At 49.8% G+C, this 22,355-nt stretch carries 16 protein-coding genes, 1 tRNA gene and 2 pseudogenes; 14 read left to right on the top strand and 5 right to left on the bottom strand.

The window, feature by feature from the left end; genetic code table 11:
- Positions 1 to 10: 10 nt before the first annotated feature.
- Positions 11 to 757: an HD domain-containing protein gene (locus D2E26_RS07195; RefSeq protein WP_125964104.1), complete on the top strand. Its 747-nt coding sequence runs from the start codon at positions 11 to 13 to the stop codon at positions 755 to 757.
- Between the two features lie 195 nt (positions 758 to 952).
- Here the strand turns inward: D2E26_RS07195 and D2E26_RS07190 are convergent, their stop codons facing one another.
- The gene (locus D2E26_RS07190; protein ID WP_125964103.1) at positions 953 to 1,960 is read right to left on the bottom strand and encodes an ATP-binding cassette domain-containing protein; all 1,008 of its coding nucleotides are present in this window, start codon (positions 1,958 to 1,960) and stop codon (positions 953 to 955) included.
- Positions 1,957 to 3,354 (bottom strand): ABC transporter permease, encoded by a 1,398-nt coding sequence (locus tag D2E26_RS07185; RefSeq protein ID WP_125964101.1) that lies wholly within the window; start codon positions 3,352 to 3,354, stop codon positions 1,957 to 1,959. Before D2E26_RS07185 ends, D2E26_RS07190 begins: the two co-directional genes overlap by 4 nt.
- Positions 3,355 to 3,715: 361 nt before the next feature.
- Between D2E26_RS07185 and D2E26_RS07180 the strand changes: the two genes are divergently transcribed.
- The 8 genes from D2E26_RS07180 to D2E26_RS07145 all read left to right on the top strand — a co-directional run bounded on the left by D2E26_RS07180 (position 3,716) and on the right by D2E26_RS07145 (position 11,827).
- The gene (locus D2E26_RS07180) at positions 3,716 to 5,296 is read left to right on the top strand and encodes a hypothetical protein (protein WP_125964099.1); all 1,581 of its coding nucleotides are present in this window, start codon (positions 3,716 to 3,718) and stop codon (positions 5,294 to 5,296) included.
- On the top strand, positions 5,293 to 6,753 hold the full coding sequence (locus D2E26_RS07175) for a hypothetical protein (RefSeq protein WP_125964097.1): 1,461 nt from the start codon (positions 5,293 to 5,295) through the stop codon (positions 6,751 to 6,753). Before D2E26_RS07180 ends, D2E26_RS07175 begins: the two co-directional genes overlap by 4 nt.
- A gap of 286 nt (positions 6,754 to 7,039) precedes the next feature.
- Positions 7,040 to 7,450 (top strand): hypothetical protein, encoded by a 411-nt coding sequence (locus tag D2E26_RS07170; RefSeq protein ID WP_125964095.1) that lies wholly within the window; start codon positions 7,040 to 7,042, stop codon positions 7,448 to 7,450.
- 100 nt (positions 7,451 to 7,550) lie between these two features.
- A tRNA-Ser gene (locus D2E26_RS07165) sits at positions 7,551 to 7,635 on the top strand.
- 278 nt (positions 7,636 to 7,913) lie between these two features.
- A complete protein-coding gene (locus tag D2E26_RS07160; protein WP_125964093.1) occupies positions 7,914 to 8,348 on the top strand; it encodes a MarR family winged helix-turn-helix transcriptional regulator in 435 nt (144 codons plus the stop codon).
- A gap of 95 nt (positions 8,349 to 8,443) precedes the next feature.
- A complete protein-coding gene (locus D2E26_RS07155) occupies positions 8,444 to 9,163 on the top strand; it encodes a YczE/YyaS/YitT family protein (protein WP_206432092.1) in 720 nt (239 codons plus the stop codon).
- 197 nt (positions 9,164 to 9,360) lie between these two features.
- Entirely contained in the window at positions 9,361 to 11,055 is a 1,695-nt protein-coding gene (locus D2E26_RS07150; protein WP_125964091.1) for an ABC transporter permease, read from the top strand.
- Between the two features lie 67 nt (positions 11,056 to 11,122).
- The gene (locus D2E26_RS07145) at positions 11,123 to 11,827 is read left to right on the top strand and encodes an ABC transporter ATP-binding protein (RefSeq protein ID WP_125964089.1); all 705 of its coding nucleotides are present in this window, start codon (positions 11,123 to 11,125) and stop codon (positions 11,825 to 11,827) included.
- Between the two features lie 121 nt (positions 11,828 to 11,948).
- Here the strand turns inward: D2E26_RS07145 and D2E26_RS07140 are convergent, their stop codons facing one another.
- The gene (locus tag D2E26_RS07140; RefSeq protein ID WP_125964087.1) at positions 11,949 to 12,941 is read right to left on the bottom strand and encodes a glycosyltransferase family 2 protein; all 993 of its coding nucleotides are present in this window, start codon (positions 12,939 to 12,941) and stop codon (positions 11,949 to 11,951) included.
- 282 nt (positions 12,942 to 13,223) lie between these two features.
- Here D2E26_RS07140 and D2E26_RS07135 point away from each other — a divergent pair, with 282 nt between their 5' ends.
- The 5 genes from D2E26_RS07135 to D2E26_RS07115 all read left to right on the top strand — a co-directional run bounded on the left by D2E26_RS07135 (position 13,224) and on the right by D2E26_RS07115 (position 20,563).
- Complete coding sequence (locus D2E26_RS07135) at positions 13,224 to 15,095, top strand: glycosyltransferase family protein (RefSeq protein WP_125964085.1); 1,872 nt, start codon at positions 13,224 to 13,226, stop codon at positions 15,093 to 15,095.
- Between the two features lie 96 nt (positions 15,096 to 15,191).
- On the top strand, positions 15,192 to 16,199 hold the full coding sequence (locus D2E26_RS07130) for a glycosyltransferase family 2 protein (protein WP_125964083.1): 1,008 nt from the start codon (positions 15,192 to 15,194) through the stop codon (positions 16,197 to 16,199).
- A 30-nt stretch (positions 16,200 to 16,229) separates the two neighbouring features.
- Positions 16,230 to 18,344 carry a DUF6020 family protein gene (locus tag D2E26_RS07125; protein ID WP_125964082.1) on the top strand — a complete coding sequence of 705 codons (2,115 nt, stop codon included), beginning with the start codon at positions 16,230 to 16,232 and terminating at the stop codon, positions 18,342 to 18,344.
- A 9-nt stretch (positions 18,345 to 18,353) separates the two neighbouring features.
- Positions 18,354 to 19,190: an ABC transporter permease gene (locus D2E26_RS07120; RefSeq protein WP_125964080.1), complete on the top strand. Its 837-nt coding sequence runs from the start codon at positions 18,354 to 18,356 to the stop codon at positions 19,188 to 19,190.
- A complete protein-coding gene (locus D2E26_RS07115) occupies positions 19,190 to 20,563 on the top strand; it encodes an ABC transporter ATP-binding protein (protein WP_125964078.1) in 1,374 nt (457 codons plus the stop codon). The genes D2E26_RS07120 and D2E26_RS07115 overlap by 1 nt, the downstream gene beginning before the upstream one ends.
- A 116-nt stretch (positions 20,564 to 20,679) precedes the next feature.
- Here D2E26_RS07115 and D2E26_RS07575 read toward each other — a convergent pair.
- Together D2E26_RS07575 and D2E26_RS07570 are read right to left on the bottom strand one after the other, a co-directional pair.
- Positions 20,680 to 20,799 (bottom strand): annotated as a pseudogene (locus D2E26_RS07575) (excalibur calcium-binding domain-containing protein); the annotation flags it as partial.
- A gap of 801 nt (positions 20,800 to 21,600) precedes the next feature.
- Positions 21,601 to 22,179, bottom strand: a pseudogene (locus D2E26_RS07570) (HNH endonuclease family protein); the annotation flags it as partial.
- Between the last annotated feature and the right edge of the window lie 176 nt (positions 22,180 to 22,355).

The following is a 22,355-nucleotide window of genomic DNA, read 5'->3' as shown; positions in this document are numbered from 1 at the left end:
GATGGTGCGTATGACAGGCAAGATTCCTACGTTAGAAGAAATTGAGCAGCTGCACCGCGATTTGGCACCTTCTCAAGCCGCGTTCGACTTGATTTATACGCACTGCCGTATTATCGCCGAAATCACGCGTCAGCTGGTGCATCGTCAGAATGCTTTATTTATGCGTCGCTGCACATTGCCTTCGGATGCCGTGGAACGCACTGGAGACTATGACGCACAACCCAACGCATTCAAAGTGCCAGCAACCGATGGCGTGACGGGCGGTATGATCCCACCACGCTATTTGGATACGCGCATGCCAGTGCTCGGCGCACTTGTACACGATATTGGCGTCTATAAGCTCGTACTCAACGATGGCAGCAATGGTGAACCATTGACATTTGATGGCCCTAATTACGTGAGGCACGGCATTATTGGCTATCAACTGCTACTTGACGCTGGTTTTGATGAATCAATCGCTGAATATGCGCGCAACCATACGGGAGTGGGCCTGACTAAAGAAGACGTGGAAAGGCAGCACCTGCCGATTCCAGTAGACGACTACGTGCCGATGAACCTCGAACAAGAAGTCGTGATGGTGGCCGATAAATACAACAGCAAGTCGGTGCCGCCACGCTTCCTGACCGCAGAATCGTACGCCAAGAAGGCCGCACGATTCGGCGAACAGAACGAGCAGCGTTGGCTCGAACTTGTACGCCAGTACGGTGAGCCAGACATCCCAGCGTTAGCTGAGAAATACCATATGCAAATTAAGTAACGGGCGTTCCAAACGCACGTGAAACGCACCTGCATACACGAGGTACTGCAAGCACTACGTAACTGTGAGTAGTGCGAAACTGCAGATCAACAGATTTGCAGAGCATAGAAAAGCGACCGTCGCAGAGTTATTTCCGCGACGGTCGCTTTTTTGAACTCAAGAGGCGTGAGGCGATAACTGAGTCGAGCTCAAAACTTAGTCGAGCTCAATAATGTTGCCAATTTGAGCGGCAACATTGGCATCGCTGGTCACCACAATGATGGCGCGCTGCTTGTTCTGAGACTTCGTCTGTGCCTTGAGCAGCTGCAGGAATTCCTCGGCATCGCTGTCGTCGAGCGTAGCCGTAGGTTCGTCAGCAATAATTACGTCAGGATCGCAGGCAATTGCGCGACCCAGAGCCACACGATGCTGTTCAACGACGTCGAGCTCACTGACCTTGACGTGTAGCTTGTCTTCGTCCAAACCAAGCTCCTTAAGCAGATCAGCAGCAAGCACTGGCTTAGGCTTCAGGAACGTGCGAGACGATGCATCCATGGCATACACCAAGTTCTGCACGGCATCAAAATCCATGCGCAGCATGAACTGCTGCATCATCAAGCCCAGACGATGACCGCGCGTCTCCTGGCTATCGAGCTCAGCCAGATTCTTACTACGCACCACAACCGAACCCTCAGTCGGGTAGAGCAGGCCCGCCATCGTAGCGAGCAGCGCCATACGACGATCAGGCTCATCAGCATGTACCAAAATGGCCGTGCTCGTGCCAGCATCGCAGCCGAACGACACATTATGCAGCAGATCACGGTTGTGCGACGTCACGGTCACGTTCTTGAACGCGTACGTGACGTTGGCGCGGAACACTGCATTTTCAGCGACTTCACGCGTCTCGTCGAGCTCATGATTCAGTCGCGCACTAATACGCTCGGTTGGCTCCACCGTTTCGTTGGTGTTCGCCGGCTCGGTATTACCCAGTGCCAGCATTTCTTCCGTACGACGTGCATTGTTTGCTGCAGCATCATCTGGAACATCAACAGATTGAACTTCTGTGGATTCGTCAGTAGCTACTTCACCGTCGTCTTCGAAATCGATAGTAAACGGAATGCTCTCTGGCAAATCCTCGTTTTCGACTGTGGCTTCGACGGTCTGGTCCTGCTGATCCTGCATCTGGTCAGCCTGCTTTGCTTCGTTTTCAGTACGCTCGCTCATGCTTGCTCCTTGCCGTCATGCGATTCTGGCAGTTCATCGCGTTCAATGCTGTTTGGGCTTGGTGAGTATGGGTTGGCGAAAAGTGACATCTTCGGGAACAGTGCCACGCGGACTGCAGCAATAATCATGAAGAGCAGCACTGCAAGTGCGCCGATCCAAGCTGCATCGCCCTTAACTGTGCCGCTAATGTCCATAAGATTCGTGCCACTTACGGAGTTGCCAATTGGGTTAGCTGTGTTAATGCCAATGAGCCAGCCGATCAGGGCACCCACAATCATTGGAATGAAGACCTCGATCATGAACTGGAAGCCAAGGCGAATCTTGTTCACGCCCATAATCATGGCGTTACCAATTTCGTCGCGACGTGGCACGCAGCCCAGCAGCACGAGTAGTAGCAACAGTGCGCCGCCGATGCTCAGTGTGCAAATCATGACAATCAGCATGTTCTGGCGGATATTATCGAGACCCTTATGCGATTCGGCATAACGATCCAATGTGTATGACGTGACGGAGTAATCCTTACCAAGATCACTCTTTGCCACAATCTTCTTGAATTCGTCATACTCAGCAGGGGAGTTGAACATAAAGACAATGTCAACGTATGGCTTAGCCCAGCCCTTGCCTTCAGGTACATCAAAACCATCGGCGGACAACGTGTACGCCGAAATATAAATCACGTTGTTACGGTCGTCCTTAGCGAACTTTGCCTTAGAACCGTCAGCCTGAATTGTCGAATCAAGAGGAGCGCCAGTGTACTTATAGAGACCGGCGATCGTGTATTCATGCGTCTTATTGGCATCAGTTGCAGTGCCAATGGAGAACTTATCGCCAACCTTCAGGTTGTTCTTCTTGGCAAGATCTTCCGAAATAATTGCGGAGCTGAGCTGAGCGTTCTGCGTCAGATCAATATTCTTGCCTTTAACGATTTCGTAGTGACCCCAAGGATTCACCGACAAGGCTTCTTCAGTGAACAGGCTCTGCAGTGTGAAGTCGCCACCAGTTTTGTCCTGGCTGACATCACTCGTGGCATCAGACGTAATTGGCTTCAGTGACTTAGTAGACTGCACAGGAACTGATTCCAGCACCGTGTAGTTGAACTGAATGTTCTTGCTATTGAGCTCGGTTGCCAACTTCGTGTACTGATCCCAGCTGACGTAATGCTTGGTCCAATCGCTGTTATCAGAAGTGCGTGTCTTGAGCAGTGAAGGTTTCATTTGCAGTTGAGCATATGGCTGCTGCCTGTTATAACCTTCGCCATTCATATAGTCAGCCTGATGAACGATTGCCGCGCATACTACAGTGCCGAACATCGTCAGCGCGCTAACGAGCATTATCAATACCGTGCGCAGCTTATGCCTCATTAATGCTGCCCACGCATTCTTCAATGCGAACATGGTTGCCTTTCCTTGAGTTTACGGGTGGCCTGTTCTGCCCGTAACTGTAGTCCTATCTGCAGGGTGGCGCTGCGAATGAAAACAGTCACCACCTGAGTCACTGGTTTTAATCTTGCGACGCAAACTGAAAATTAGCCGAAAATTCGCATGATGTGGACATGAACCTGATATATCCACAAGGAATGTGGATAACGTTTTGCACTTATCCAGAATGAGCGAAGGATCCATTCGACGAATCGTATTGAGCTTGGCATAGTGATCCTCACATCTGAACAGATGCTAGAGAGCAGATTGCAACAACTCGCGAAGAGGAGAGGCGCGAGATAAGCGGTGTGATCTGTTACGAAGAGAAGAGGAAGCTATGAAGCACACAGGAGTGCAAGCTTTTACGGCTCATGTGGATGAGCTACAAAAGCGATTTGAAATAGTGTTGCGTGAGCAAATGGCTATGGATGTTGATGAAACATCAGTAGACGATGACGCTGCAGCTGCAGGTGGTGCATCAGTGCAATACCAAGCCATGCGACTCTTGCAAGAACTTGAACGTATGCATATGGGTCAGGTCCCTGTGAACTCGGTAGCACCATTTGATGGTGTTGCTGCAGTCACTGGATATCAAGAAGCATGGGGCTTCGATATGCAAATACTGCGAGCAACAGGACTCATAGATGATGAATTGCTTGCACTGAGTTTTACCGTATTTGGCTCCACCCATTGGGTTGACACTATTGTGTTAGCAACGTTGACACGAGATCGCAATCTTATTGCACTTGTACGTAGATGGCTAACGAGAATATCAATGGTTGTGAGCAGTAGAGGCCTGTGTTCCTGGCTATATGGTCTTATTAATGACGCCAATATTGCCTGCATGCTCAAGAAACCGAGTGTGGATATGCCGATTATGCGACCAATGAGCATGCAGCGCATATTGAGTCGATTCCACAATGAAACGGAACAAGGCTATGACCAGAGCGACGCACTGCAAGAAGATCTTTGGCGATATGCCGATGAATGTCATCGCTTAGGCACCTATATATTCACAACTTGGGGTATAGAACAGCCTGATAGTGCGCATGAATACAACAAACTGCATCGCGATATAGCAATAGAGCTTATGACGCATCCCAATATTGGCCTCGCGATGATGCGTCAGGATACGCGAGTCGGTAAATATGCCAATCCCGATGGGCGATACCAACGCATTGTGCAATATATTGCATCGTTGCATATTGAGGCAGATCTTGACTATGCCCATCGGCATAACGATGCCGTTGCCAATGATTTAGCTAGGCAAAACTCATCACAAGATGTTGCCGATCATATTGCCTATGCCTCATTACGGTATGTGGACGATGGGCGTCAATTCATAACAGCACTACAAGAACTTTGGGATACGTTCATGGATGATGCTGGCGACGTGCTCCTGGCATTAGAAGAACGCAATATACGGCCAGATAAACCACTGTGGCATAACGTTGTGCATCTCGAAGAAATGGCCTGCGCGCTACTTGGTCCCAGCGTTGGCGCCCGACTTATTCGCGCATTCGACAACCATCACCAGCGAGAATTCGACGAATATATCCATCTGCTGCAAATGCGTATCGATGCAGTAAGCCAGCTTGGTCTTGCAGGAACAGCAAGTCTGCTCATTCACCGCTACCAAACCATGCTCACATTTAACGACAGCACCAGGCTGGAATTCCGCAATGCCATGTGTGAGCAATATCGAGAACTCCTCTTCGACCAAGCTTGCATAGTCCTCATGCGTTTACCCGATACCGAATGGACTCGAGAACTTGCACAACAACTGATGCGCAGCGATGTACCAACATTTGACGCCATGCTCGAACAGCTGCCAGAAGCCGATACCGCCATTATGCAAGAAGCAGCAGCGCTCGCAGAACAACCAATGCCAGAAATCGTCAAGGAGGTGACGCAATGAACGCGTCAATGAATAGTCAATCGTGGACCCAACTCAATACGCATGCCATTGCAGAGCCTTCGCACGCGCCTGTGCCATATCAAATGCTCGATACGGAATTTATTACTGCACTTGGGGACTTAATCCAGTGCTTTGAACAGTTGGCTAGTGATCATAAGAAACCTAAAAAGCTTACGGCCCGAGCCTTTGAAACACTTGTTGCCAATGATGAATATGTCAACGAAGAGCTGCATCGTTTGGCATTCCATACATTAGGTAGCCCTCACTGGACGCGCATGCTCGATTGGGCAGCTGCCTGTGCTGATCCTCGATTATTGGAATACTGCCGTAACTTCTTGCAGCGTATTTTGCGATGGACCACACAGTATGGCGTATGCACATGGCTCTATGTACTGATTAACGATGCTGAAGTTGCAAAAATGATGCAACAGCCAACTGAGGATATGCCAATTCTCGGTCCAATAACAGGACGCCGTGTAGTGCAATGGCTGTATGGAACAGGTATAGAACGCTATGGCAAAGCTGATCTGTTGCACACCATGATGCAAGACTATGCCGATGAAACGTATCGTATAGCTGCCTACTGTTGCCTGACCTGGGGTGTGAATGATGCGCGCAGTGTCGATATGGCATCAGCGTTATTACTACACCACGATATTGGTCGACCAATGTTGCGCGACTCGTCCCGTTCTGAAGCGTTCCTTGGTGAAGCGCCGCAGCTTCATCATCGTGAGGCGCTCGACTATATGCAAGTGCTACGTACCGAAGCAGATCTTGATTACGCATGTGATTTGCAAATGCAGCTTGATGAGGATCAGCAGCTATATGAGAAATTCAAAATACAAGAACGACTTGAAGAAACTAACGAGCGCAAACAGCAGTGGCTCAAAGAAATGTGGCTCGCAGATCGACGATATTTATTTGATGCACGGCACGTAATTGAGGCCTACCGAATGCTGTGGAATCAGCAGACGCCAACAGTGGACCACATACTGAACTTAATTCGAGACGAACTTGAGCCGCCGAAACTGCCGGCATGGCAGAATCCCGTGTATCTCAATGATCTTGCGGGCTCCTTAGTCGGTTCGTTCCATGCGGAAATGATGCGCGAGGCATTTGAACATCGCGATCGTGAGCGATTTGAAAATGCAGTGGCCTGGATTACTGAACATTGCGAACTCGTTGAGCATGCAGGGTTCTTCTCATTGCCAATTTCGATGGTTGTTCGGTGTGAAATGCAAGAAGTGCAGAGTCTTGGCGAAAGTGTGCAACAGCGAGAAGTTTGGGATTACTGGATGATGCAAATGGCGGACAATATGGCTGCAGTACTGCTGGCCCGCATTGCTGATCCTGCTCAAGCACGAAAAGCTGCACGCGCACTGATGGTGCATGATCTGGATAGTCATTTGGATGCGCTGGAGGCCCGAGTGAGCGACTGTAGAGATTTTCGCCCATAAGCAATGAGTTTCCTGATAGTCAGCTCAAACCAATAAAACGGCGAAATTTCAGGGGATGAATGGAGCAGTACTCACACAATATTGTGAGGATGCTCAGCGAATGCTTGCTGACTATCAGGAAAGTCTTAGGTTAATTCTCATGGAATGGCAAGGGTTGAACAGTACCTTCGGATTCATCAAAAACGTTACACAAACAAAAACGGATTCCCGATCATAGGGGACAGGCCAGCATTCCATCAATGTCTGGCTTGTTGATCGAGCCAAAGGTATTGAAGGAGCGTTTGCCATGAACTCGCCGGAACATAACTTTCCGCCGAATATGAGCGCGCCTACGTCTAACAAGTCTGGACGCGCGCAGGGCGCACAGGTTGCCAAGCACAAGCCTTGGATTGGAAAAGTTGTTGTTGCACTTGCTGTGCTTATTGTGGCCGCAATTTGCGTGTCACTGAGCTGTGGCGTATTTAATGATTGCCCAAAGCGAGAGGCAACTGTAGAAATTACATCGACGAATGCGCCAGCAACTGGTGGTGCTCGAAGCGGTAGAGCTTCTGGCCATAGCGGCTCTGCTCGAGCACATACGGCCACGCCTCAGAGCGATAATCAGCCATCGCAAACGCGCGCATCGGCTGATCTTAATGCAGTTCCAACTAGCGCTTCGCAAAGCACGGTCGCCACTAACCTGCAAGGGAAGTGGTGAAAGCGGGTTACTGCGACACGCCAAGTATTGCGATTTGCTTAATGATTTGATGTGTGGTAGTTTTACTCGAGTTGAGCCCATTATGTGGGTGAAAACAAATGGAGGATTCGCCTAGTGGCCTATGGCGCACGCTTGGAAAGCGTGTTGGTGTAACAGCCTCGCGAGTTCGAATCTCGCATCCTCCGCCGGTAACCCTTTCTGGAGAAATTCAGAAAGGGTTTTTGTTTATCTGAAAACGGCTTCTTTTCAACGATTCTGGTGTATTGTTGGACATTTCTACTCAGTCGGAGTATGCGAGATTTCGACGTTAGAGGCGGAAAAACCAATAGAAATTCCGTATGCAGAGCACTGTATTGAGAGCACTTTTTCGCATCTTGTATGCGAAGCGCCGTGTGACTTTATCCTATCAAAATAGTAAGATTCCTTATAGTGAGCATGCTTACTAATTGAGAGAAGAAGATTCATGGATCGCATTCATTATTTGCTGATGAAGACGCATCTGATTGTGCGTCGTCGAGTTGATGAGCGTATTAGCGATCTCGGTTTGACTCCTGGGCAGCCCAAAATCCTGAGTTATCTTGCTGAGCATGGCGAATCTGATCAAACGAGTATTGCTCGCGCATGTTTGATTCGGAAGGCCACGATTGGCAGCATTCTTAAGCGTATGGAATCTCAAGGTTTGATTCAGCGTCGCCGAAGTCCTGAAGATAGTCGCGCGATTTTGGTTTCGTTAACGCCGTCTGGACGCGACAAAGAGTCTCAGCTTACGCCAATTTTTACTGAAGCTGTTGAGCCGATCCGAAAGACCTTGACTTCACGTCAGATTGAGCAGCTTATTGATTTGCTCACTCGCGTCAGTTCGTCTCTTGATGACGCTTCTCAAGACGAACTCGACTGACTTTTCAGCTGCGTCCGCTAGTTTGTGTTGTTTATTTTTCTTATTTCTGTTTAGCTTCATCGCAATTCAAGGAGTTCATTACGAGCACCGTACATATGCCCCATATTTCTCCAACGCACCATCATCATCACGCCATCACGAAGCTTGCTGCACGTGCTTGGCATGCGCATATTCCTGTTCGCACGTTTGTTATGTTCTTTGGCATGGCACTCATGGCGTTGGGTGTCTCGTTGTCAATTAAAGGTGATTTGGGTACATCGCCAATTTCCAGTCTGCCTTATGCATTGAGCTGCATTTTGGGCCCTTCTGTTGGCACAATGACGATTATTTTGAATGTCAGTTATGTGCTGATCCAGGTGCTGATTCTTCGTCGTAATACGCGTTGGAATCATTGGGCGCAGTTGATTATGGCTACGTCAATGGGTGTTTTTATCGATTTCTTCGATTGGATTCTTCCATTCGGAACGCCTTCTAGCTATTTCATGCGTTGGGTGCTGTGCATTCTTGGCATTATTGCCTGTGGTGTTGGTATTGCATTCGAAGTACGTGCAGATTTGATTTTGAATGCAGGCGAGGGCATGGTCGCTACATTGGCTGAAGTTATGGGCCATAAGTTTGGCAATGTCAAAATTGTTTTTGATTCCACATGCGTGGCATTGGCTCTTGCTAGCTCACTGCTGTGCCTGGGTGCTCCTGCTGGTGTACGTGAAGGTACGGTTGCTGCAGCACTGTGCGTAGGCCTTGTAGTGAAGGCATCAACCAAAGTTATTCACGGTATTGACGTCAAGCGCTGGGCACTAGCAACGGCGCACTGAATATGTGAATGCTGAATATTAGTGATGCTGCTGTGCGGTACTTACAGGAGCATCACACGATATTCAGCTTATTTTCATCAATTTAAAAGTCCATAGCCATTGAAAGCTCACGGAGCTTTGGAGCTTACCCCCGTACATTCGTGACCCATCATCCGAAAACGCCTATAAGGGCCATCACGAATGCGAGGAAATACCCCATGTTCGTCTTGAAGAACGCGGCACGTAATGTAACGCGTAATAAGGGCCGCAATATTTTGATCATAATTATTGTGGCCATTATTGCCATCGCAGCTACCGTGGGCTTAGCAATTCTGCAAGCTGCACAGCGAGCACGAGCAGATGGTTTAGCTAATACGACCATTACTGCTCAAATCGCTATGGATCGTGGATCCATGATGAAGAAGATGGAACCACCGAGTACCAATGAATCGGGTAGTGATTCCAAGCCAGATTTTGATGCAATGCGCAATGCGCTCGAATCGAACCAGATTACTTTGGAAGATTACGAGCAATATGCCAACGATGCAGCAGTATCGTCAAGCTATTACACCGAAACGGCTGCTTTAGAAAAAACAGATAATTTCCAGCCAGTCGAAACTTCGTCTTCGAATGCCATGGGAGAGGCCTCATCAAATTCGAATTCAGACGCTACAGCAGGTGCTGAGCGTAACGGAGGACCAGATGGCGCTATACCTGGTGGTGGTAATGGCGGCCTAGGCAACATGGTGAATGGTGATTTTTCACTTGTTGGCTTCTCATCTGATCAGGCGCTGGCAGCCGCACAAAATGGTGCGTTCACCATGGTTGATGGCAAAGCATTCAACTACACGAGTTCAGACGATAATGACGTGATTATTAGCGAAAATCTCGCTACGTTCAATAACGTCAAAGTGGGTGACACCATCACCGTTGCCAACGCAACAGATTCTGCAAAGACCTATAAGTTCAAGGTGCTTGGCATCTACAAGAACACCACCGATTCGCAGAGCTTTGGCGGTCCAATGCGTTCTACCGCATCAGATCCAGATAACGCCATTTACACATCTACTGCAACGGTAAACGCACTCGGTTTGGCAAGCGACAATACAGTGACGACCGAAACGAGTTCGGGCAACGAAGTGAAAACTGCAGCATCGCAACTGCAATTCACTTATGTTTTTGCTGATAAAGCCGCTTACGACGAATTCTGCAACAGCATCGCAAGCCAACTGCCAGAAGGCTATACGGTGCAGTCTGCCGACGTGGATCAGTATGAGCAGAGCCTCGTGCCGCTGAACAACTTAGCGAAGTTCGCGAAAACGTTGCTGATTGTCGTATTGGCAGTGGGTGCAGTAATCATCGTTGTTCTCACTATCTTCAACATTCGCGAACGCAAGTATGAAATCGGAGTCCTGACGGCAATTGGCGTGCGCAAAGGTAAGGTGGCCGCTCAATTTACGACTGAGCTGCTCATCGTAACGATGCTGGGACTGATTGTGGGCACGGGAATTGGAGCTGCAGTGTGCAAGCCAGTGTCGAATGAGATGCTCTCGAGTCAGATCACGCAGCAGCAAACGCAAGCACAGAGCCAGCGTGAGCAATTCGGACGTGACATGATGCAGCCAGGCGGCGGTCCTGGCGGCGGCCCAGACAGCGCTTCGGGAGAACAGAATGACGAGCAGCGTGGGTCGGATTCACCAACGGCAAATTCGAGTGCTCCAGATGTCCCAAATGAAAAGCGTGGCATGAATCGCATGGCCAATTACGTTGCGGACGTGAATGCAACTGTGAATTTGAAGGTTATCGGCATCATGATGCTGATCGGGCTTGCACTCACACTTGTTGCCGCGCTCGTAGCCGCTGTATTTGTGATGCGTTACGAGCCGCTGCAGATTCTTGCAGACCGCTCATAAAGCGGTTGCTACCAATACCAATGACAACTTGCGAACCGATGACATTTCAGATTTTTAGGAGTACAACATGACTCAAGAAACTCAGCAGCAGGAAACCCAACAGCCTGTGCTGGCGCTCGATCACGTGAGCTACAGCTACACCAAAGGTGGGCGCAACGTGCTCAATGACGTTTCGATGGCGTTTGAACCAGGCAAAATGTACGCAATAACAGGACCTTCTGGTGCAGGTAAAACAACATTGTTATCGCTGATTAGTGGTCTCACGACGCCAACACAGGGTGCGGTTGAGTATGAAGGCAAAAGCCTTGCCGAAATCAATCGATACGATTACCGCAGCCAGGATATTGGCGTTATTTTCCAGAGTTTCAATTTGCTGCCGTCGCTGACCGTGGCTGAGAATATTGAACTGTCGATGGATGCCTCGGGCCGCGAGTTCAGCGAGCCAAAGTCTGACATTATTGCGCGGCTGCTGCAGCAGGTGCACCTGCCGGTTGAGTATGCCAAGCAGCGCATTCTACATCTGTCTGGTGGTGAGCAGCAGCGAGTGGCCATCGCACGTGCGCTCAGTTACGATCCGCACATTATTCTTGCCGACGAGCCGACGGGTAATCTCGACCCGTCAACGCAGGCCGACATCGTCAATATTTTCCGTCAGCTTGCGCACGAGCAGAACCGTTGCGTTATTCTCGTCACGCATTCGCCGGCTGTGGCCCAGGCTGCAGATCACGTTATTCAACTTACGAAATTGCAGCGTCCAGTTGTGCAGCAGTAATTTGATTTCTGCTGTGCTCTGATAAACAAAATGCAGCGAGGTTTGTGGCTACCAAACGTAAGCCACAAACCTCGCTGTTTTGATATTGGTTTGTTCTTTGTCTTCGTGCGGTATCTGATGCTCAGATAGTCGTTTCAATAATGAAGCGCGGGCGATGCTTCACTTCGGTGTAAATCTTGGCAATGTACTCGCCAATAACCGCCAGTGCGAGCAAAATAACGCCGCCTAAGAACCACAGCGAACACATCACCGAGCCCCAACCAGCCACGGCATTACCTTGATGCACAGAAATAATCGTGTAAATCAGCATGCCAATGCCAATAATGATTGAGCCGATGCCAAGACCCGTAATAATTTGCAGCGGTTTCGTAGAGAACGAAGTAATACCTTCTACAGCAAACGAGACCATCTTGTGTAGCGGATACTTCGATTCACCAGCCTGACGTACTCCGCGCTTGTAATAGGCTTTATCAGAAGGGAAACCAAGCGATGGCACAATGCCACGCAAGAACAGATTTTCTTCTCGATACTGCAGTAGGGCAGTTAAGGCCTTGCGGCTCATTAAGCGATAATCCGCATGGTTTGGAATAGTTTCCGTACCCAATGCGGTCATAACTTTATAGAACATCACGGCCGTACCGCGCTTAAATGCAGTATCGCTATCGCGGTTATCGCGAACGCCATAGACGATTTCGGCACCCTGACGGTAATCCTCGATCATCGTGTCAATTGCATTCGGATCGTCTTGTAAATCAGCATCAAGCGACACAATGGCATCAGCGCCAACGTCGTAGGCATGCGTCATACCAGCCAGCAGTGCGTTCTGGTGACCCTTGTTATGAGCGAGTTTTACGCCATGGAAAATAGCAGCATTCTGGTGATGGAGCTCAGTAATAATTGACCAGGTTCGATCCTTAGAACCATCGTCAACGAACATAATGCAGCTTTTATCGGCAATTTGATGTGCTGCGATCAGCGATTCAACTTTGTTGCACAGCACTGCAGAGCTTTGGGGAAGTACTTCTTGCTCGTTATAGCAAGGCACAACAATAACTAAAAAAGGTGGCGCTTTGAGCTCTGCTGGTGCAGTTTGCTCATCTTCGGTCGTATTCAAGTTTCTTATCCTGACCCAGAATGCTTGATGAATAAATCAAGTCCAATATAACTATGAATAAGGAGATAATTGTTCGGGTAGCAATAAAACGAACAGGCTCCTCAATGGGTGAGAATACCTTGCCTCGATTCCCATATCAGGTACTGCGTAATTGTGGGTGATTTGACCATATTTTGCGAAGATTCGACGATGATTTACGCTTTATGCGCTGGCTCTCTATTGGTATGACTATGATGACTTGCAGCAAATACACCAATATCTATTGGATTAAGGAACCAAACTATGCCTTCGATGAAGTTTGCCAATGTGCTGCTCGAGACAAATCCCCGCTCGGTCAGCTACCCTTCACTGTATGTGAAGGCCGATCAGCCTGTAACCCCTGCAGAAACTGAAGGCACTTGGGTTCTGTTTGACAAGGGCCTGTACGATTTCACGACGTATTTCAACAGCCTGTCGGTGATGAAGCTTCGCCATTACACGAGCGCAACTGCATTCAAGCTGCACCTTGAGCTCAAGGGCGCTGCTTGCATGGTGCAGCAGACGATGGGTGATACGTTTGCTGCAAAGCCAATCCCAATGACGGATACGGCTCGTCACCTTGAGGCAAGCGAAGAGTGGCAGACGATTGATCTTCCACTGACGATTAACGATGACATGGTGCTCGTTGGCTTCCAGATTGCTGCTGAAGGCCGCATGGAGCTGCGCAACAGCTACTACGAGCTTGAGCTTGCAGAAGAGCCAACCGATGTTGAGCTCGTGCTGTCGACGACGACGTTCAAGAAGGAAAGCTTCATTGAGCGCAACATCGACCTCGTGCGCACGCACATCGTTGAATCCAACGACGATATCGCTAAGCACTTCCACATGTATGTGATGGATAACGGCCGTACGCTCGATGTCGAGGCACTGAGCAGCGACCGCATCACCGTTGTTCCTAATGACAACGTTGGTGGCGCAGGCGGCTTCACGCGCGGAATGATCACCGCAATGGAGCAGAAGCCAAAGGCAACGCACATCCTGCTTATGGATGATGACGTGGCTGTGTCTCCTGAGTCGATTAAGCGTACCTACAACCTGCTGCGCATCCTCAAGCCAGAGCACCGCTCGGCAATGATCTCGGGCGCAATGCTCAACTACGAGATCGGCGAGGATCAGTGGGAAGACACCGGCTTCATGACCAAGGAAGGCACGTTCGCTCCTTGCAAGCCAGGTCTGCGTCTGACGAAGTTCGAAGACATTATCTTCAACGAACTGTTCCGTGTGCCAAGCTTCATGCAGGAGCAGCGTTACGCAGCATGGTGGTACTGCTGCATTCCAATTTCCGTTATTGAAAAGAACGGTCTGCCTCTGCCATTCTTCGTGCGTTGCGACGACGCTGAGTTCGGCTGGCGCTGCAACACCGAGTTCATCACGATGAACAGCCTGTGCGTGTGGCACATGAGCTTCCACGAGCGCTACAACGCTGCAGTGGAGCGTTACCAGACGACTCGTAACACGATGATTGCTCAGGCAACGACTGGCTTCGCACCAGAGTCCGACTTCATGAGCGAGCTGCACAGGAACGTGCGCCTCGAGCTCAAGAAGTTCGGCTACGACAACGCTGAGCTGTGCCTCGACGCATTCGAAGACTTCCTCAAGGGCCCACGCTTCATCATGGCTATGGGTCAGGCTGAGAAGAGCTTCATGGCTGCAAATAAGAACAAGGAACAGCTTGTGAGCTTCGAAGAGCTGCAGAAGCAGGCTGCTGAGGATCCAGAGCTCGCAGGCTTCGATCTTGAGCAGATCGATCGTCAGCTCATTGATGGCGATAAGCCACGTTCGCTGTCCCAGCGCGTCAACGATTACCTGACCGATAACGGCCAGCGCTTCATGAAGACGCGCGGCGAAGGCTACGCAGTTATTCCACTGCTTGGCTGGGTGTACCCTGCAGGTGCCATCCGCGGCAAGAACAAGCTCGTGGTTATTGATTGGTACAACCGCAAGGGCGCAATCCGCACGAAGGATGTTCAGCGCTACGAGGCCATTATGAAGCGTTACCAGCGCGATCTGAAGTACTACAAGCACAACATTGAGCGCTTGCGTGCTGAGTACCGCGATGCCCGTGCAGAACTGACGAGCGTTGAGTACTGGAAGCACTATCTGAAGATGAACTGAGCCTAGCTCAGCCCTATGAGTTGCGTTGATGCCAATCGTTGTATTGGCATCAACGCATTTATAACACTTACGTTAAGTTCCGAGGAGAATGCCCTAATGACAACGAGTCCTACGACCGCCGTGTTGATTCCGTGCTTGAATGAGGAAGTCACGATTCGCAAGGTTGTGGAGGATTTCCGCCGCGAGCTGCCAGAAGCAAAGATTTATGTGTACGACAACCGCAGTACGGATCGTACGTCTGCTGAGGCTGCAGCAGCAGGCGCCATTGTTCGTTTCTCCCCGGAACGTGGCAAGGGTAATGTGTTGCGCCGTATGCTGCGCGATATTGATGTAGACCGTTATGTGCTCGTCGATGGCGATGATACGTACCCTGCAGAGGACGTTCATAAGCTGCTGAGCACGCTTGATGAAGGCTGGGATATGGTCGTTGGCGACCGCCTGTCTTCGACGTATTTCACTGAGAATAAGCGCCCATTCCATAACACGGGTAACCGCTTGGTGCGCTTCTCGATTAGCAAAGCTTTCCACGCCGACATTCGCGACGTTATGACAGGCTACCGTGCATTCAACCGCCTGTTCGCTAAGTCGTATGCCGTGCTTTCCGATGGTTTCGAAATCGAAACTGAGATGACGATTCACGCTCTTGATCACAAGATGCGCGTGACTGAGGTTCCTGTACAGTACCGCGACCGCCCTGCCGGCAGTGAATCGAAGCTGTCCACGTTCTCGGATGGTTTCAAGGTGCTGCGTTTGATATTCCGCCTCAACTACCAGAACCGTCCTGTGCCATTCTTCGGCGGCCTCGGCTTGATTATGGGTCTCGCTGGTCTGGGTCTGGCTCTGTGGGTCTGCATTCTGTTCTGGCAGACCGGCCAGGTGCAGAGGTTCCCAACGCTGATCGGCGCCACTATGCTGATGCTGTTCGGCATTATTTCTTGGTTTACTGGCCTTATTCTGCAGGTCACAGCTCACCATTCGCGTGAACGTTTCGCATTCGAATCCAATATTTTCCTTTCGACTGTTGATTCTACGTACGGTGTTACAGGAGCTTCCGACCTCAATAAGTCAGGTGAATCAGCTCCCGAGAGTGCTGCTCAGCACTGATTTGTTGTATACAAGGAGTTGATTTCTGCTATGACGAACGCGGCCTGCGCGCCTGTCGGTCAATCTGGTACGGAGCATATAAAGCATGCCGAAATGGCCGCAGAATTAGCCCAAGAAATTGATCGACCTCGCGAATTGAAGCATCCGCTCTGGTTGTCAATTCTTGCCGTTGTTATTGGCTTTGGATCAGTCTTTACGCTGTTATCGCCGTATTATTCGGTGGCTGGTATTGCACCAAGCGCCTTAACAGCTTTTACTGATGGCTGGGCTGCAGTACGTAATTCTGGCGCTGTTGCTGTAACAGTGCTTGGCGTACTGCTCGTCTATACGTTCTATAAAGTCGCTCAGGCATGGCTGCAATCTTCGCGCCGTTTGCGCATTCTTGCTGCAATTGGCGGCATCGTACTGTCATGGTCCATTATGGCCGCAGGCTCTGGCGCTCCTGTTGATGGTGCAACGTTCGCTGAAGGATACGTCGGCCATTGGTTCTCGTACCTCGTATATAACGGCGTGCGCTGGATTGCCTTGGCGCTGTATATGTCATGCGTACTGAGCTGGGTTTTTGCGTTTACTATTCGTAAGCTGGCACAGCGTACTGATGCTACGCCTCGCTACGAGGCCAAGCCAAAAACATTAGGTGCTGCTTGGTGGCGTGCACTGAAGTTTGCACAACCATGGTTTATGCGCATGCACTTTGGCACGGTGCTGATTATTGCCGGCATTATTCTTGTCTGCTGGATTCCATGGATTGTTATGCTGAGCCCGGCCAATATTGGCCCTGATACGGTTGCTCAGCTGGTTTGGTACCGCACTGGCCATGCTTGGGATCCATCGTCTCGCCAGTATTTGCCAGCGCAGTATGCATTAAGTGATCACCATCCATGGCTTACCACTTTGCTGTTTGGTGCATTTGATGCTTGGGGCGTTTCGATTGGCAATGAAGGACTGGGCCTGTGGACTCTGGCTTTCTTGCAGTCGATTGTGCTGGCCATTGCATTCGGCATTGTTATTTCGTATTTGTGCGGTCGTGCCGGCATGAGCTGGAAGTTCGGCGTTATTGCCACACTGTTTGTTGGCCTTACTCCTATTTTTGGCCGTCATGCCATGGTCATTGTTAAGGACATGACGTTCATGCCGTTCTTCATGGTGTGGTGTGTGCTGCTCGTTGAGTACGTACGCCGTGCCACGAAGCGTAAGCCAGTTGGTATTTGGCTGTGCATTGGTCTGGTTGCTTTGGCAATTATGTGCGGACTTACCAAGAAAATTGGTATGTACGTTATTCTGGCTACGCTGTTTGTGCTGCTTATCTTTATGCGTCGCCGTATTATCACGGGCCTCATGATGGTCGTTATTCTGGCCGTCTCGATGGCTATTCCAAAGGTGGCGTATCCTGCACTGCGTATTGCCCCAGGTGGTCCTCAAGAGATGATTGCAGTGCCACTGCAGCAGGGTGCTGCTGTGCTTTTGCGCGATGGCAACTCGCTTGATGAGCAAACGCGCAATACTTTGCAGAACACGTACTCTTGCTCGCCAGAAGAGCTGAAGCATGCATTTACGACAAGCACAAGTGATGGTGCCAAGGATTGCTTCGACCGTAATGCTCCAAAGCAGCAGACGAAGGACTTCATGCTGGCTTGGGCTAAGGCCGCTTTGGAATACCCTGACACTGCTTTGGCCTCGACTCCTTCGCAGTTCCAGTCATTCCTGATGTCGCCTTACTACGATGAAGGCTTCTTCGTGCGCTGGGGCTGGGACGATAAGGGCGGCACGATGATCATGCCGCAGTATCAGGATCATGAACGGTCTGTTCCACAGCGTTATGGCGTGCAGCTGTACCAGTCGCTTGCTGGTCTTCCAGTTATTGGTTTGTTGATGACTGAAGGCTTGTACTCGCTGTGGCTGCCTGTTCTTGCTGTGCTGATGTGCTTCGCGTTGAAGCGCTATCGTAATCTATTAATTTTGCTGCCGTACGTTATTACTATGGCAACGCTGCTGGTGGGTCCTATGCACCAGTACCGCTATAGTTGGCCACTGGCCTTCTGCTCATTACTTATTGTTGCTGCGCCTTTTATTCATGGTGGAACAACCACGACTCGAGTGGAAACCACAGAAGCAGAAGACGTATCCAAATTGGAAGAGAGGTAGGGAGTTCCCATGGCCACGTTGTCATCTAAGCTCCGAGCTCGTTACGGGTACGGTATGACCGTGCTGCGCGGACTGGTAAAAACTGACTTTAAGCTGCGATACCAGGGTTCGTTCCTCGGCATGGCATGGTCCGTGCTGAAGCCTTTGATGCTGTTCGCCGTTATGTATGTGGTGTTCGGCAAGTTCCTGCGCATGACCGATGGTACGCCAACGTACCCAGTCGTGCTGCTGATGGGTATTACGAGCTGGCAGATGGTAACCGAAACTGTCGGCATTGGTTTGAGGGCTATTGTGGACCGCGGCGATTTGCTGCGTAAGGTGCATTTCCCGAACTATATTGTTGTTGTTTCGGCATCGATTGGCTCGATGATTAGCTTTGGTATCAACTTCATTGTGGTGCTGATTTTCGCATTCTTTAACCACGTTCATTTCACGTGGGAAGTTCTGTGGGTACCACTCAATGTGTTGCAGCTCTATGTGACGGCACTGGCACTGGCATTGCTACTGAGCACGATGTATGTGTACTTCCGCGATATTGCTCATATTTGGGAAGTGCTGCAGCAGGTTATCTTCTACGGCATGCCAATTATTTACCCACTGAACTACGTCATTAACAAGGGTGGCATTTACGCCGAACTGGCAAGGTTCGAGCTGCTGAATCCATTTGCACAGGCAATTCAGGATATTCGTCATAATCTGCTCGCACCAGAAACACAGCCAACGATTTGGAATAGCTTCGGTGCTTGGTGGATCAAGCTCATTCCAGTTGCCCTGACCATTATTCTGGCATGGCTTGGTGTGTATGTGTTCCGTAGGAACAGCCGTAAGTTCGCGGAGGTGATGTAATGAGTGAGGCATCGATGAGCGAAGCTACGCAGGCTACTGACGTAGTCAACATTAATAACTATATGGAGCGCCCAGTAGTCCTCGACGTGAACCACGTTGAGAAGTTCTTCAAGCTCCCAACTGAGCAGGCTACGGGACTCAAGCAGGCCTTTATTAACTGGACCAAGGGAATTAAGGGCTACCGTGAGCAGACTGTGCTCAAGGACGTTTCGTTCCAAGTGCACCAGGGTGAGTTCTTTGGCATCGTTGGACGTAACGGCGGCGGTAAGTCGACGCTGCTGAAAATCATCTCGCAGATTTACTATCCAAACTCGGGATCGGTTGACGTCAAGGGTAAGCTCGTGCCATTTATTGAGCTTGGCGTGGGCTTCAACCCTGAACTGACGGGCCGTGAGAACGTGTACCTGAACGGTGCACTGCTGGGCTTCTCGCGCGAAGAAGTTGACGATATGTATGACGATATTGTCAAGTTCGCAGAGCTCGAGGACTTCATGGACCAGAAGCTCAAGAACTACTCGAGTGGTATGCAGGTTCGTCTGGCCTTCTCGGTGGCTATTAAGGCCCAGGGCGACATCCTTGTACTCGATGAGGTGCTGGCCGTTGGTGATGAGGCATTCCAGCGTAAGTGCGATGACTTCTTTACGAATATTCGTAAGGACCCTACGAAGACCGTTATTTTGGTGACGCACGATATGGGCGCAGTAAAGCGTTACTGCACGCGCGCTGTGTTCATTCAGGAAGGCGAAGTTGCTTCGATTGGTGACCCAATGATGGTTGCTGAGCAGTACTCGCTGGCTAACTTGGAAGCTATTCGTAAGGAAGAGTCGGAGCGTAGTGAGGAACTTGCTACGAACCCTGAGGCATTCCCGAATGGCCTGAACAAACGTTGCCCAATTCTGCGTACCTATGGCGTCTCTCCATTGATTTTGAAGAGTTCCGATACGTTCCGCTTCGCTGTGGAATACCAGTTCGATGAGCCAGGTGACTTCTACTTGGCCATTGCAATGCACGATATTCGTCGTGGCGGTATTACCTACGATTCGGGTCCTCGTAAGTTCAAGATGGACAAGCATGGTCATCAGACCGTGTACTTCGAGATCCCATTGAATGTGTTTAACAATGGTGAGTTCCGCCTGATTACGTCGCTGCGTACGCCAACGCCAGGTAATCCAAAGATGACCGATGCTGTTGGTGTGGCTCTTGACGACAACGCATGCACGTTCTCGATTCGTGATAAGGCAAATCCAAACAGCTATGCATTGCTGAGCGATCGCGCCATTAAGTTCACGGAAATCACGCGTGAAGAGGCTGAATCTGGTGCTGCTGAGCAGCGTGCAGCATTCCAGCAGGCAGTGCAAGAAGCACAGGCCTGAAAAACACTAGGCAAGTAATAAAGCCCAGATGAGTATTGACTCATCTGGGCTTTATTACTACGTGACTACGAGTTATACGTAGTTTTTGGTGGGTTGCCTGTGACCAGTGCGTACCATCATTCGCAGGCTATGCCATCGCCATCACGGTCGAGATGTGGGCCGTATCCAGGCTGGCCACGGTACAGTGGCGCTTTACCAGCAGCGCGTACCGCTGCGCAATTCTTGTAATACACTTCAGGTTCTGGTGCAACATATGGCCAACCAACGCTAATACCAGTGAGTGCAAGCCAATAAATGGAATCAACATGTGCGGTGGTGTTGGAAACATCTTGGAACATGGAACGAACCCATGCGTTGGTATTTACATTTGGTCCGCGATATGTTGCCAGACGTTGCAGGAAAGCAGCCATGTCCTGACGTTTAACAGAAACCATTCCCTTGAAATAGCGCTGGCCGTGTTCAAGCCATCCTTCGCTTACTCCTGTTTCGGCAAGCCAACGAATATCTGATGCATGAGGCGTATTCGCATGCACATCAGCAAATTGCAATGATTTTGTACGAGCTGGGCCATGCACACTGGCAAGCCTACGCATAAATGCAGCCATGTCTTGGCGTTTAACTGATTCAGTGCCGCGGAATACTCGTCCGCGATCTGTATACCAGCCTTCAGAGATACCATTTTTGGCTAGCCACCAAATTGCTTCTGCATGCGGTGTGGACTCATTCACATCGATGAACATCTGCTTATCTGCTGCTGTGAGTGTGAATGTGGGGGAGCCTGCCCAACGGTAGAGGAATGCTGCCATGTCTTGGCGTTTGACCGATTCGGTGCCGCGGAATACTCGCTTTTCTCCATTATTTGCAACTGCGGTATATGCTCCGAATGCAAAACCTGGATATTGCTGCGCATACATTTCATCTTCAGTCAGTGGTTTATTGCCACTATCGCCCTGCACGAGTCGAACCAAACTTGTTTCTGGCGAATCCTCAGGTAATTGCACATTGAAATTGCATGAATTCAGTACGTTGAGCATGGACTGCTTTTCATTAGCCGTGACGCCCAGATCGTATTTTTGCTTAATAGCAATTTGCGAGGCAACATATGGGCATTGTGCGATGTAATTGCTAGGAATCCATGTACTTGCTGCTTGATCGCTCTTTTGCTGATTGGCTGGGCCATCTACGGCAGCTAATACAAATGGATCATTTGCATAGGCATGTTTTTTCGAATCAGGCCAAGCATAAGCGCCAGTACGCCACGCATCCTTGAGTGCAACAATATGGTCAATTTGTACCGCTGCTGATGTGGATTGACCTCGAGTAAAAGCAATTGTTTTACCTGTATAAGGGTCATCCAATGTACCACTTTTTACAATGCAGGCATCTTTTGCATCAACATTGATATTATCGAGATCTCGATGCAGAATATCGTCACGAGTTCTGCAGCCATTGCTATCTAAGTCGATGGCATTCCATTTAAAGGCATCACGGCTATAGGTGTATCCTGCTGGATCCGAACCAGAAACAACGCGTAATGAGGAAAGTGTTTTATACACTTCGGAAGTTTCTTCCAGAGTTGCGGCATTGGCTAGTTGCGGGAATAGGGCAACAACCATGCTCATAACAAGCGTAGTAGCACCAATGAGCTTACTTGCTTTATGTTGTTTCATAACCATACCTTTGATGCGTGGGTTATTTATGTGATATGTAGATGTTGAGGCATCATTACCTCGGAATATGAAATCAATAAAAACATATGATAATCCACGCATTTTGTAAATAAAAAGAGGGG

Source organism: Bifidobacterium dolichotidis, from assembly GCF_003951975.1.
GTDB lineage: Bacteria > Actinomycetota > Actinomycetes > Actinomycetales > Bifidobacteriaceae > Bifidobacterium > Bifidobacterium dolichotidis.
Note: the sequence above shows the minus strand (reverse complement) of the source record. Positions and strands in the feature narration are given on the sequence as shown.